The organism is Mesorhizobium sp. M2A.F.Ca.ET.042.01.1.1 (assembly GCF_003997405.1).
Lineage (GTDB): Bacteria > Pseudomonadota > Alphaproteobacteria > Rhizobiales > Rhizobiaceae > Mesorhizobium.
In genome coordinates this window covers 1-12098 of record NZ_RZRX01000058.1, presented here as the reverse complement: position 1 = coordinate 12098, position 12098 = coordinate 1, and the positions used below count along the sequence as shown (strand labels likewise).

Annotated in this window: 11 protein-coding genes and 1 pseudogene; 2 read left to right on the top strand and 10 right to left on the bottom strand. The window is 65.6% G+C overall.

Annotation, left to right across the window (positions count from 1 at the left end; all coding sequences use genetic code 11):
* Nucleotides 1–31: 31 nt before the first annotated feature.
* Complete coding sequence (locus EOA23_RS11435) at nucleotides 32–553, top strand: FAD-binding protein (RefSeq protein WP_210212483.1); 522 nt, start codon at nucleotides 32–34, stop codon at nucleotides 551–553.
* 182 nt (nucleotides 554–735) lie between these two features.
* Here the strand turns inward: EOA23_RS11435 and EOA23_RS11430 are convergent, their stop codons facing one another.
* From EOA23_RS11430 to EOA23_RS11420, 3 genes are all read right to left on the bottom strand, one after another.
* A complete protein-coding gene (locus tag EOA23_RS11430) occupies nucleotides 736–2091 on the bottom strand; it encodes a glutamine synthetase family protein (protein ID WP_127304181.1) in 1356 nt (451 codons plus the stop codon).
* Between the two features lie 223 nt (nucleotides 2092–2314).
* Entirely contained in the window at nucleotides 2315–3013 is a 699-nt protein-coding gene (locus EOA23_RS11425) for a GntR family transcriptional regulator (RefSeq protein ID WP_127304179.1), read from the bottom strand.
* A gap of 155 nt (nucleotides 3014–3168) precedes the next feature.
* Nucleotides 3169–3951 (bottom strand): SDR family oxidoreductase, encoded by a 783-nt coding sequence (locus EOA23_RS11420; RefSeq protein WP_126064282.1) that lies wholly within the window; start codon nucleotides 3949–3951, stop codon nucleotides 3169–3171.
* A gap of 228 nt (nucleotides 3952–4179) precedes the next feature.
* Between EOA23_RS11420 and uxuA the strand changes: the two genes are divergently transcribed.
* Nucleotides 4180–5364 carry a mannonate dehydratase gene (gene uxuA, locus EOA23_RS11415; protein WP_127304177.1) on the top strand — a complete coding sequence of 395 codons (1185 nt, stop codon included), beginning with the start codon at nucleotides 4180–4182 and terminating at the stop codon, nucleotides 5362–5364.
* Between the two features lie 69 nt (nucleotides 5365–5433).
* Here uxuA and atzF read toward each other — a convergent pair whose 3' ends face one another.
* The 7 genes and pseudogenes from atzF to EOA23_RS11380 form a co-directional block, all read right to left on the bottom strand.
* Nucleotides 5434–7266 carry an allophanate hydrolase gene (gene atzF, locus EOA23_RS11410; RefSeq protein ID WP_127304175.1) on the bottom strand — a complete coding sequence of 611 codons (1833 nt, stop codon included), beginning with the start codon at nucleotides 7264–7266 and terminating at the stop codon, nucleotides 5434–5436.
* Nucleotides 7263–7613, bottom strand: coding sequence for a cupin domain-containing protein (locus EOA23_RS11405; RefSeq protein ID WP_127304173.1), 351 nt, complete (start codon nucleotides 7611–7613; stop codon nucleotides 7263–7265). The genes atzF and EOA23_RS11405 overlap by 4 nt, the downstream gene beginning before the upstream one ends.
* Nucleotides 7606–8274: an isochorismatase family cysteine hydrolase gene (locus EOA23_RS11400; protein ID WP_127304171.1), complete on the bottom strand. Its 669-nt coding sequence runs from the start codon at nucleotides 8272–8274 to the stop codon at nucleotides 7606–7608. The genes EOA23_RS11405 and EOA23_RS11400 overlap by 8 nt, the downstream gene beginning before the upstream one ends.
* A complete protein-coding gene (locus EOA23_RS11395; protein ID WP_127304169.1) occupies nucleotides 8274–9803 on the bottom strand; it encodes an ABC transporter ATP-binding protein in 1530 nt (509 codons plus the stop codon). The genes EOA23_RS11400 and EOA23_RS11395 overlap by 1 nt, the downstream gene beginning before the upstream one ends.
* A gap of 10 nt (nucleotides 9804–9813) precedes the next feature.
* Nucleotides 9814–10515, bottom strand: coding sequence for an isochorismatase family cysteine hydrolase (locus tag EOA23_RS11390; protein WP_126064287.1), 702 nt, complete (start codon nucleotides 10513–10515; stop codon nucleotides 9814–9816).
* Nucleotides 10516–10555: 40 nt separating this feature from the next.
* On the bottom strand, nucleotides 10556–11482 hold the full coding sequence (locus EOA23_RS11385; protein WP_127304167.1) for an ABC transporter permease: 927 nt from the start codon (nucleotides 11480–11482) through the stop codon (nucleotides 10556–10558).
* Nucleotides 11482–12098, bottom strand: a pseudogene (locus EOA23_RS11380) (ABC transporter permease); the annotation flags it as partial. The pseudogene EOA23_RS11380 and the gene EOA23_RS11385, both read right to left, overlap by 1 nt.

Here is a 12098-nt window from a genome sequence, read left to right as displayed (position 1 = left end):
CTGAGGTCCCCACGGCTGTGTCACCTGCATTTTGGCCGACCGCGTCACCCTTTTCGGCGACTATCGTTTCCTGAAAACATCGCTGCCGTTCCGCTGGTATGCCTCCTACGAACGTCAATGGCTCAAGAAGGCCGATACGATCGGCGGCCTCGCCGCAAAGCTCGGACTGCCGGCGGCGGCGCTCGAAGACACGATCGCCCGCTGGAACGGTTTTTGCGCCCAGGGACGCGACGAGGATTTCCGCCGCGGCGAGAACGGCTGGGAGGACTACAAGGCGCACGGTCCCGAGAACCGCCTGAAGCCGATCGACAAGCCGCCCTATATCGGCATGACGATGAACCGCTCGATCCTCGGCACCAAGGGCGGCGCCCGCACCAACGAGCGGGCGCAGGTGCTGAGGCCGGACGGTTCGATCATTCCCGGGCTCTACGCGGCGGGGCTGGCCATGGCGAACCCGATCGGCACGCGCGCCGTGGGCGCCGGCACGACCCTCGGCCCGAACACGACCTGGGGCTTCATCGCCGCCGAAACCATCCTTCACCAGAACCGATGATCGCTCCAGGGCGAATACGCATTGCCGGCGGTGTCCGGCCGGTCTGAGCGCGTGTCCTGTCGACGGCCAGCTTGGGAAAGCCGATTTCGCGCGAGTGGTTCATGACCGGTGCAGCCGGCGTTCAAAAGGATAGTGCGTCCAAATAGCGGCGTTGCGTCGACGCAGCTTCCGGGCTGCCGGTCTCAAACGCTCTCGAGATAGGTCTCGATCTCGAAGTCGCTGACATTCAGCGCGAACGTGTTCAGTTCCTGGCGCTTGCAGGCGACAAAGGCGTCGCGCAGCACGTCCGGGAAGATCTCGGCGACGCGCGGGCCCGCCTCGAAGGCGGCGATGGCCGAGGCCCAGTCCGGCGGCAGCTTGGCGAGCGTCAGCCCCTGGCCCTCGCCGCCGGTCGGCTCGCCGGGCGAGAGCTGGCGCTCGATGCCGATCAACGCCGCGCCGAGGATCGCCGCCAGCACCAGATAGGGATTGGCATCGGCGCCGGAGACGCGATGTTCGATGCGGCGCGCAGCCGAAGGTCCGCCTGGAATGCGGATCGCCACCATGCGGTTCTCGTAGCCCCAGGCGACGGCGGTCGGCGCATAGGATCTCGGCCGCAGCCGTCGGTAAGAATTGAAATGCGGCGCGAATACCAGCGTGCTTTGCGCCATCGCGGCAAGCAGGCCGCCGACCGCGTGGCGCATTGTTTCGGAGCCCTGGTCGGAACCGTCGTCGAAGATGTTGCGGCCCTGCCTGTCGAGCACACTGAAATGGACATGGAAACCGTTGCCGGCGCGCTCGCCATAGGGCTTGGCCATGAAGCAGGCGGCGAAACCATGCTTGCGGGCGATGCCCTTCACGGTACGCTTGAAGAGCACCGCATCGTCGGCTGCGCGCAAGGCGTCGGGCACATGGTTCAAATTGATCTCGAACTGGCCGACGCCGTTCTCGGCAATCGCGGTGTCGACCGGAATGTCCTGCATGCGGCAGGCTTCGTAGATATCGTGGATGAAGGCCTCGAAATCGTCGACCTCGTCGATCGAGAGCGCGGCGTCGGAATCGAGCCGCCTGCCGGTGACCGGGGAGACGGGGCCAACAGGCCGCTGCGAGGTCGGATCGACGAGGTAGAATTCGAGCTCGGTCGCGGTGACTGGCGTCAGACCTAGCGCCGCGTAGCGGTCGAGGATGCGGGCGAGCGCGCGGCGCGGATCGCCGAGATAGGGCGCGCCGCTGTCATCCGCCAGCCAGAGCGGCAGTAGCGCTGTCGGATGGGCTGTCCAGTTGACCGGCAATATGCCGCGTCCCGTCCAGTGGCAAAGCCCGTCGGCATCGCCGGTCGAGAAGACCTGGGCATTGCCTTCGATATCCTCGCCCCAGATATCGAGGCCGATGGCCGAATAGGGCATGCGCAGCTTGCCTTCGAGCGCCTTGCGCGCCTGCTCGACCGGAATGCGCTTGCCGCGCATGATGCCGTTCAGGTCGCACACCGCTGCCCTCAGGCTCTGGATGTCGTTCCTGCTTTCAAGCCAGTTCAAAACGTCCGCGATCGCATCGCTCAATTTCCAGCCCCTTTTAGGTGCTGTAGCCCTTGCAGGCTACGATGTCCCATTTTCAGCTTGTGAGTTTATGAAAACCGTATCGGCTGGCACCGAATGGTTTTTCTTCATTTTTTCAAGTCACTAGCTGGGATATCGGGCGGCATTTCAGGTCTATTTTCGCGATCTGCGATCGCAACATAGCGATACAGCCAGCGAAAGCCAAGCCGGATTCGTCGTGTGTTGGCTAGTGGCGCAGTTCGGGGAATTTCACCTGCCCGAGGATATGCGTGGCGCCTTCCTCGATGTCGCGCACGATCGCCCGACGCGCCCGCTCGCCGTCGCCGGCCTCGATCGCGGCCACGACCTCCTCATGGTAGTCGATACCCAGAATGCCGGCGAGATCATCCTCGAAACCGATATGCAGGTTTCGCAGGAAAGGCCCGATCTGCATCCACACCGTCTCGATGAGGAAGATCATCTGTTCGTTGCCGCAATGGCGATAGACCCCGAATTTGAAGTCGTGGTTCTTGCGCAGATAGTTTTCGATGCCGCCATCGCGGGCGGCCTCAGTGAGTTCGGCGCAGTGGCGCCGGATCGCGCGCAGATTGTTGCCGTTGATGCGTTTCGTCGCGAGCTCGGTCGCGGTGCCCTCCAGGATGGTGCGCACCGCGGTCAATTGCGAGAAGCGCTCGGCGGAGATCAGAGGCACCTCGACGCTGCCGTTCGGCATCGGGCTCAGCGCCCTCAGCGCCTGCAGCCGGGTGAAGGCGCTGCGCACCGGCATGTCGCTGGTGCCGAGTTCCTTGGCAAGCTTGCGCGAGGTCAGCTTCTGGCCAGGCTGCAACTGTCCGGACATAAGGGCCCGAACCAGTTCCAGATAGACTTTCTCATGCAGTGGAACGGTATCGACAGCGGTCAGTCCGATTCGCGATTTGTCGGCCATTGGCTCTGCGTTACTTCGTCGTCCTGAAAGCTGCCTCGTCGCTATCCGCCGCGGGGACAGGTTTCGATGGCATTGGGGGCGCACGATAGACGGTTAACGCGCGCCGCCGCAAGGGAGCGCGCCCGTCCCCCAACCGCGTCATTGCGACTGCGGCGTTATCGGACCCCGATGCCCGCCAAAAGACCGCCATCTATCCTGTAATCGGCCCCGGTGCAGAAGCTTGCCTTGGACGAGCATAGGAACGCGATCAGTTCCGCCACTTCCTCCGGCTCGCCGATGCGGCCGAGCGGATGCGCCTCGCCGAAGCGTTTGAAGGCAGCTTCGACATCCGCATTGGGATCGTCGGCGCGGGCGGCGCGTTCGAGGATCGGAGTGCGGACGGATCCCGGACTGACGGAGTTCACGCGGATGCCTTTTCGGGCATAGTCGAGCGCCAGCGAGCGCGTCAGCGTGTGGATCGCGCCCTTGGTGGTGGCGTAGGCGGCGACATTCTCCTGGCAGGCGGTGCCTTGCACCGAGGCGACGTTGACGATGGCGCCGCCGCCGCGCTTGATCATCTCGGGTATGCCGAAACGGGCGGTGAGATAGATCGATCCGACATTGACCGACATCGCCCGGTTCCAGGTCTCGAAACCCGTCGTCGTGGCCGTGCCGTAGGGATGCACAGCGGCCGAATTGACGATGACGTCCAGCCCGCCGAATTTCTCGACGCCGGAAGCGATCGCCTTCTCCACCTGGTCGGGCACGGCAACGTCCGTGGCCAGTACCAGCGCGGCCGCACCCGCGCGGTTGAGCTCGGCCTGCAGCATCGCGTTGGCGGCTTGATCGATGCCCAGCGCGATGATCGCGGCGCCGCCCTCGGCGAGACGGCGCGCGGTTGCCTCGGCGATGCCGGTCGTTCCCGTCACCAGGGCGACCTTGCCGTCGAAATCGTTCATGGACAAAACTCCTGCAATAATGGACGAAAGCGCCAGTCGATGGTTCGTCGGCGGTGCCGAAATCACCTTATTTGACTGCCATTGTCATCCGACAATATGGTCGATCGCAACCACGCTGAAGCGCTCGCGCCGAAAAGGGTTCGGTCGATGCGGCTTTACGTCTTTGTTTTGATGCATGGCGGCCATTCGGAACGACATGGATGAAAACGCATGCTTTGGGAGGCAATCATGGAACAATGCTGGCGCTGGTACGGCCCGAACGACCCGGTCACGCTCGACCACATCAAGCCGGCCGGGGCGACTGGTATCGTCACGGCGCTGCACGACATCTATGACGGCAGCGCCTGGCCGCTCGATGCCATTCTCGAACGCAAGCGCATCATCGAGGTGGCGGGGCTGACATGGTCGGTGGTCGAAAGCATTCCTGTCCACAACTCCATCAAGACCGGCACGCCGGAACGGCAGCGTTACGCGGGCTGGTACAGGGACACGATCCGGGCGCTGGCGAAGGCCGGCATCTCCACGATCTGCTACAATTTCATGCCGGTGGTGGACTGGACGCGCACCGATCTCATGTACCGGCTGCCGACCACCGGCTATGCGCTGCGCTTCGATGCACTCGACTTCGCCGCCTACGACGTCTTCGTGCTGAAGCGGCCGAATGCCGAGGCGAGCTATAGCCCGGTGCGGTTGCAGGAAGCGGAAGCGCGGCTCAAGATTTTGAGCGCCGAGGACATCGACAGGATAGAACGCAACCTGATCGCCGGCCTGCCGGCCACCGAGCGCACCTACAATCGCGAGACGATGCGTCTGGCGCTTGCCGATTACGCCGCGATCGGTCCGGCCGAACTGCGCGCCAACCTCGCCTGGTTCCTGAAGGAGATCATTCCGGCCGCCGAGGAAGTCGGCGCGCGCATGTGCATCCATCCCGACGATCCGCCCTTCTCGCTCTACGGTTTGCCGCGCGTGGTTTCCACGGCGGATGACGCGCGCTTTATCGTGGGAACGGTCGACAGCCCGTCGAACGGACTGACCTTCTGCACCGGCTCCTACGGCGTGCGCGCCGACAACGACCTCGTCGCGATGATCGAGGAGTTCGGACCGAAGATCCATTTCGCGCATCTGCGCAACGTGACGCGCGAGGCGGATGGCTCGTTCTACGAGGCCGAGCATCTGGAGGGCTCGACCGACATGGCCGAAGTCATCCTGGCGCTGATGAAGGAGGAGGGGCGCCGGCGCAAGGAAGGCCGGTCCGACTGGCGCATCCCGATGCGGCCGGACCATGGCCATCTGCTCGCCGACGATATCGGCAAGACCAGGATCAATCCCGGCTATTCGCTGATCGGCAGGCTGAAAGGCCTTGCCGAGCTGCGCGGCATCATGCGCGCCGTGGAGCGGTTCGAGCTGGTCTGAGAGGCGGACGCCGAAGCGTTTGGCATGGCGGCCTGACCCGACGAGGTCGCCGCTGAACCGGGCCGCCGCTCAGTTGGAGGGAACGCTCTTCAATCTGCGTTGAGTCTCGTTCGTCCTGGCGACGTAGCTGCGCCAGCCGCCATAGGACGAGATGTCCGTCGCCGCCAGCAGGCCGACGCTCTCCGCCAGGAAACCCTTCGCCGAGGTGCCGTCGTCGAGCTCGATGGTGCCGATGCCGAGCGGCGGCGGGATGGCGGCGACGAAACGGCCGAAGGCATCGGCGCAAAGGCGCCAGACCTCGATCTCGATGGCGGTGCCGCCGTGGCCAACCCGGACCAGCCCGGGCTTGGGCGGGGTCTGGCCGGCGAGCTCATAGAGCTTGTAGGACGGCGCCGTCCGCGCCGACCTGCTGAAGCTTGCGCCGGCCTCCTTCAGTTGGCCATTGAGCGGCATTCCAGAAAGATGCGCGCCGACCACCACCAGCTCGATCGTGCCATCATCGGCCGGCGCGCCGACAGGCTGCGCGCTCGACTGCGGCCATCCGGTCGCGCCGAGAGCGAGGCCGCTCGCGGCATGGAGATCGCGCGCCACCGCCGCGACGAGGCCGTCGCGGCCTGCGGCGGCAAGCAGGGTCCCGCTCATCGGCAGGCCGTCGTCGCGCGTGCCGGTCGGCACGGCGATGCCGCACATGTCGAGCAGATTGACGAAATTGGTGTAGGTGCCGAGCCGGCTGTTGGTGACGATCGGATCGGCGAGCACGGCATCGACGCTGTAGTGGGTCGGCGCCGTCGGCACGCAGAAGAGGTCGACCGAGGCGATGACCGGGACGAGCCGGGACCTGTAGGCCTGCAAGGCATAGAACCCGCGGAAAGCGTCGGCGGCCGACAGGTTCCTGGCGCCACCGATAATCTTGCGCGTCACCGGATGGAGGGCTGCTTCATTCGCTTCGAAGAAATCGCGGATTGCCGCATAGCGCTCCGCCACCCAGGCGCCTTCGTAGAGAAGGTTGGCGGTGGCATAGAAGTCGCCGAACGGGATTTCGACAAGCCGGGCGCCGAGCGTTTCCAGGGATGCGAGAGCTGCCTCGAAGCCTGCCTGCATTGACGCGTCGCCAAAGAACTTCAGATCGGCCTTTGCCGGGATGCCTACAGTCAGCACCGGTGGACGGGCGGCGAGGGGCTGGACGGCGACCACGCGTGAATAGGGATCGGCGGCGTCGTGTGCGGCAGCGGCCGAGAACACGGCATAGGCGTCATCCACCGTCAGCGCGAAGACCGAGACGCAGTCGAGTGTCCGGCAGGCCGGCACGACGCCCGTCGTCGACAGCGCGCCGACCGTCGGCTTCAGCCCGACAATGTTGTTAAGGCCGGCCGGAATGCGCCCTGAGCCGGCGGTGTCGGTGCCAAGCGCGAAGGAAACGATGCCGCGCGCCGTCGCAACCGCCGAGCCGGAGGAGGAGCCGCCGGGCACGAGTTTCGGATCGATCGGGTTCCTTGGGATCGGCCAGGGTGTGCGCACGCCGACAAGGCCGGTGGCGAACTGGTCGAGATTGGTCTTGCCGACGACAAAAGCGCCCGCGGCCTTGAGCCTCGCTACGACCGTCGCATCTTTGTCCGGCGTGTAGGCATATTCGGCGCAGGCCGCCGTGGTCGGCATGCCGGCGACATCGATGTTGTCCTTAACGGCGAAGGGGATGCCCCAGAGCGGCTTGGCCACGGGATCGAAAGGACCGAGTGCCTCGGCCTCGGCCAGCAACTCTTTTTTCGTCGCCCGGTGGATGAAGATGCCGGGGTCGCCGGCCGCATCGATGCGGGCAAGGACCGCATCGATCACCTCGGCGATGCCAAGCCCGCTTTGGTAGGCGGCGCGCAGGCTGGCGATGTCGAAGCGGATGTCGTTCATTTCGTCTCCTCCAGGATGATCACCGGCAGGTCCCACTGGATGAGCACCACGCAGCCGTCCTTCGTCCACACAGAATGCTCGGTGCCGACCGGATTGAGGATCACGCTGCCCGCTGGATAGTCGCCGTTCTCGTCGCTCTGGGTGCCTTCCAGCACGACGATGGTTTCCAGCCCGGCATGGCGGTGGCGCGGCACGCCGGCGCCCGGCTGATATTTGAGCAGCGCGACCGACGGTTCGACCGGACCGCCCTTGAGCAGCCAATGCACGGTGACGCCATCGCGGAAAGGCTCGAACGCCAGATCGCGCCAGCCGCCGTCAAGGAGGCCGGCAAAGGCAAGATTAGGCATTCGCAATTCCCTCGAGGACCTGATCGGTGGTCGCCGTCCAGCCGACGATGGCGCCCTGCGCCCGGATCATGGCGAGCGCGGCCACCTTGAATTCGGGAAAGTAGCTTTCCGTCGCATCCTCCGCGATCAGGCACTCATAGCCGCGGTCGTTCGCCTCGCGCATCGTCGTCTGGACGCAGACTTCGGTCGTCACGCCGGCGAACACCAGTTGCCGCGCGCCGAGCCGTTTCAGGTCGTTGCCGAGGCCGGTCGCGTAGAAGGCGCCCTTGCCAGGCTTCTCGATGACGATCTCGCCGGGCAGGGGCGCGAGCTCGTCGAGGATCGCGGTGCCGGGCTCGCCGGCGATCAGGACGCGGCCCATCGGGCCGACATCGCCGATCCGGATCGAGGGATTGCCGCGGTCGCGCTTGGCGGGAGGCAGGTCCGAAAGGTCGGGCTTGTGGCACTCCATGGTATGGATCACCGGCAGGCCCGCGGCGCGAAAGCCCTCGATCAGCCGCTTCACCGTCGGCACGATCGCCGTGACCCGGCTGACGTCGTTGCCGAGACTCGCTCCGAAGCCGCCCGGCTCGGCGAAGTCGCGCTGCATGTCGATGACGATCAGCGCCGTCGTCTCGGGCCTGAAGGCAAAGGCGAAAGGCTGCGCTGCGATTTCCGCCATCAGTGATGCCCCGCCATGTGCTCGCCGATCGTTTGCACGCTCGCCTGCGCAATCGGCGTCTCATAGACCAGCGCGCCGTCGGACATGACGAGGATACGGTCCGAGAGTTCCAGCAGCTCGTCCAGGTCTTCCGACATCAGCAGCACCGCGGCTCCGGCGTTGCGCGCCTTCATGATGCGGGCGCGGATCTCGGCGACGGCGGAGAAATCGAGGCCGAAGCACGGGTTGGAGACGATCAGCAGGTCGACCTCGCCGGTGAGCTCGCGGGCGAGGACGGCGCGCTGCACATTGCCGCCCGACAGCGAAGCGATCGGCGAAGACAGCGATGCGGTCTTGACCTTGAACTGCTCGACCAGACGGGCGCTGAAGGATTTGATCGCGCCGGCGCTGATCCAACTCACCGGCCTGCCGTTGCCGTCCACGTCGAAGGTGCGGAAGGCGATGTTCTCGGCGACCGTCATCCTCGGTGCACAGGCATTCTTCAGCGGCTCCTCCGGGATGAGGCGGACATTGAGTGCGCGCGCTTCGGCGCGCGTCGCCGCGTAGGCGGCGCCGCGCACCATCACCTCGCCGCCATTGCGCGGACGCTGCCCGGCCAGCACTTCCAGGAATTCCTTCTGGCCGTTGCCGGAAATGCCGGCGATGCCGACGATCTCACCAGAGCGCACGCCGAGATCGGCGATGTCGATCGACTTGAGCCCGGTGCGGTCCGGCGCCTTCAGCGCCTTCACCTTGAGCACGATCTCGGCGTCCGGCTTCGGCGCCGCGCGGCTGTCGAGCGCGGCGATCGGCTGATCGCCGATCATCATAGCGGCCATGGCCTTGTGGGTGAGATCGGAGACCTTGCCGGTTCCTGTGAGCCTGCCCTTGCGCAGTACGGTGATGTCGTCGGCAAATGCGGTGACCTCGTGGAATTTGTGCGAGATCATCAGCACGGTGAGATCGCCGGCCTTGGTCATGCCGCGCACCAGGCCAAGCACTTCCTGGGCCTCGCCCGGAGTGAGCACGGACGTCGGCTCGTCCAGCACCAGGAAATTGCGGCCGAGATAAAGCTGCTTGATGATCTCCAGCTTCTGCTTCTCGCCGGCGGCGAGCTCGGCCACCTTGACGTCGAGCGGCACGTTGAACGGCATGCCGCTCATGAAGGCGGCAAGCTCGCCGCGTTCCTTGCGCCAGTCGATGACGCCGGGCACTTTTTCGCGCGAGATGACGAGGTTTTCCGCGCCCGTCAGCGAAGGCACCAGCGTGAAATGCTGGTAGACCATGCCGAGGCCGAGCGCCGAAGCATCCCTGGGGCTGGCGATCGCGACCTGGCGTCCGTCGACCAGCATGTCGCCTGATGTCGGGTGGTAGAAACCCATCATGCATTTGACCAGCGTCGACTTGCCGGCGCCGTTCTCGCCGAGCAGGGCATGGAAGGAGCCTGCCGGCACCTTGATGGAGACATCGTCCAGCGCCGTGAAGGCGCCGAAGCGCATGGTCATGCCGATGGTCTCGACGCCGATCGCCTTTCCTTGCGTTCCGCTCATCGCCGGCCCCTCACGGCAACTGCGCGACGAGCGCGGCGGAATTCGACACCGCGCCGAACACGCCGCCCTGCATCTTGATCATCTTGATCGCCGCCAAATGGTTGCCGTAGTCGGTCGCCCCGCAGCAGTCCTCCAGCATCACGCATTCGAAGCCGCGGTCGTTGGCCTCGCGCATGGTGGTGTGCACGCAGACATCGGTGGTGATGCCGGTGAGCACGATGTTGTCGATGCCGCGCTGGTTGAGGATCAGCTCGAGATCGGTGGCGCAGAAGGAGCCCTTGCCGGGCTTGTCGATGATCGGCTCGCCCTCGGCCGGATAGAGGTCGGGGATGATGTCCCAGCCCGGCTCGCCGCGCACCAGGATGCGCCCGCACGGACCCGGATCGCCGATGCCGGCATTGATGCGGCGCGAGCGCCAGCGCTTGTTGGCGGGCAGGTCGGCGAGGTCGGGGCGATGGCCTTCGCGCGTGTGGATGATGGTGTAGCCCTTGGCCCGCATGGCGGAGAGCACCGATTTGATCGGCTCGATCGGCGCGCGGACCAGCGACAGGTCGTAGCCCATATGGTCGACATAGCCGCCGGGCCCGCAGAAATCGGTCTGCATGTCGATGATGATCAGCGCCGTGTTGTCGGGCCTGAGATCGCCATTGTAGGGCCAGGGGTAGGGATCGGCGTCGATGTAGCGCTGGGTGATCTCGGCTCTGGCGTTCATGGCGAAAACTCCGGTCTCGCGAGCGATGGGTGGTGCGCGGTCATTTGGTGATCGACAGTTCGCCGGGCGCGCCGGCGAGCGTGCGGCTCGGCGACGAGGTGGCGATCATGATGATGAGGGTGAGGATGTAGGGCGCGGCGTAGAAGAGGTAGTAGCCCTGCGTGACGCCCACCGACTGCAGCGCCGGGCCGAGCGCGCCGGCGCCGCCGAACAGGAGCGCTGCGGCAAAGCAGCCGAGCGGGTTCCAGCGCGCGAAGATGACCAGCGCCACCGCCATCAGTCCTTGACCCGACGAGATGCGCTCGGTCCAACTGCCGGGGTAGTAGAGCGACAGGTAGGCGCCGCCGATGCCGGCCAGCGCGCCGCCGACGCCCGTCGCCAAAAGGCGCACCGTGTTCGGGTTGAGGCCCATGGCGCGCGCCGCATCGGCGCTGTCGCCGACCACGCGCACGATCAGGCCGATGCGCGTGTTGCGGAAGGCCCACCAGAGGAAGACGGCAAGTGCGGCACCGATCAGGAACAGCACGTTGACGTTGAGCGCCGCCTGCACCTGCGGGATGTCGGACCAGTTGCCGAACGGGATCGCCGGCAGGTCGGGCGCCGAAGGCTGGATGAAGGGCTTGCCGAAGAAGAAGGCGAGCCCGGTGCCGAACAGCATCAGGGCGATGCCGATGGCGATGTCGTTGACCTTCGGGAATTTGCAAATCCAGCCGTGGAAGAGGCCGAAGCAGAGGCCGGCGAGCGCCGCGGCCAGAAGGCCGAGCCATGTCGAGCCGGTCATTACCGCGACCGCGTAGGCGCTCATGGCGCCGAACACCAGCGTGCCTTCGAGGCCGAGATTGATGCGGCCGGAACGCTCGGTGATGGCCTCGCCGAGCGACACGAAGATGAAGGGGGTGGAGACGCGGATAGCCCCGCCCAGCATGGCGAGCGGCACGCCCCACAGTCCGATGTCGGTTGTTTCCATCAGGTGCTCCTCCGCCAGAGGTCCGGGTTGAAGAGCTTGAAGCGGCCGTAGAAGGTTTCGCTGAACAGGATGACGATGAAAAGCATGCCCTGCAGCACCAGGACAGTTGCGTCGGGCAGGTCCATGCGGCGCTGGATCAGGCCGCCGGACGCGTCGATGCCGCCAAGCAGGATGGCGACAGGGATGATCGCAAGCGGATTGTGGCGGGCGAGGAAGGCGACGAGGATGCCGGTATAGCCGTAGCCGGCGGCAAGCGATCCGTTGGCGCTGCCCTGCACGGCCGCGACTTCCAGCATGCCGGCAAGGCCGGCGAAGCCGCCCGCCAGCGCGGTGAAGCCGACAATCAGCGGACCGACGGCCAGCCCCTGGACTTGTGCGGCCCTGACATTGCCGCCGGCGATGCGGGCGGCAAAACCCCAGCGGGTCTTCTCGATCAGCAACCAGGAGAGCACGCAGGCGAGGATGCCGACGACGAGGCCCCAATGCACCTCCATGCCCGGTATGTTGCCGACGCGATAGATGTCGGCCAGCGGCTGGGTCGAGGGCTTGTTCAGCGAGGCCGGGTCGCGGAGCGGCCCTTCCACCAGATGGTTCATCAGGGCGATGGCTATATAGG

Excerpts from the sequence above, each read along its gene's own strand:
- EOA23_RS11425 (WP_127304179.1), bottom strand. The coding sequence starts at position 3,013 with ATGGCCGACAAATCGCGAATCGGACTGACCGCTGTCGATACCGTTCCA.
- EOA23_RS11395 (WP_127304169.1), bottom strand. The coding sequence starts at position 9,803 with ATGAGCGGAACGCAAGGAAAGGCGATCGGCGTCGAGACCATCGGCATG.
- atzF (WP_127304175.1), bottom strand. The coding sequence starts at position 7,266 with ATGAACGACATCCGCTTCGACATCGCCAGCCTGCGCGCCGCCTACCAA.
- EOA23_RS11385 (WP_127304167.1), bottom strand. The coding sequence starts at position 11,482 with ATGGAAACAACCGACATCGGACTGTGGGGCGTGCCGCTCGCCATGCTG.
- EOA23_RS11400 (WP_127304171.1), bottom strand. The coding sequence starts at position 8,274 with ATGGCGGAAATCGCAGCGCAGCCTTTCGCCTTTGCCTTCAGGCCCGAG.
- EOA23_RS11405 (WP_127304173.1), bottom strand. The coding sequence starts at position 7,613 with ATGCCTAATCTTGCCTTTGCCGGCCTCCTTGACGGCGGCTGGCGCGAT.
- EOA23_RS11390 (WP_126064287.1), bottom strand. The coding sequence starts at position 10,515 with ATGAACGCCAGAGCCGAGATCACCCAGCGCTACATCGACGCCGATCCC.
- EOA23_RS11420 (WP_126064282.1), bottom strand. The coding sequence starts at position 3,951 with ATGAACGATTTCGACGGCAAGGTCGCCCTGGTGACGGGAACGACCGGC.
- uxuA (WP_127304177.1), top strand. The coding sequence starts at position 4,180 with ATGGAACAATGCTGGCGCTGGTACGGCCCGAACGACCCGGTCACGCTC.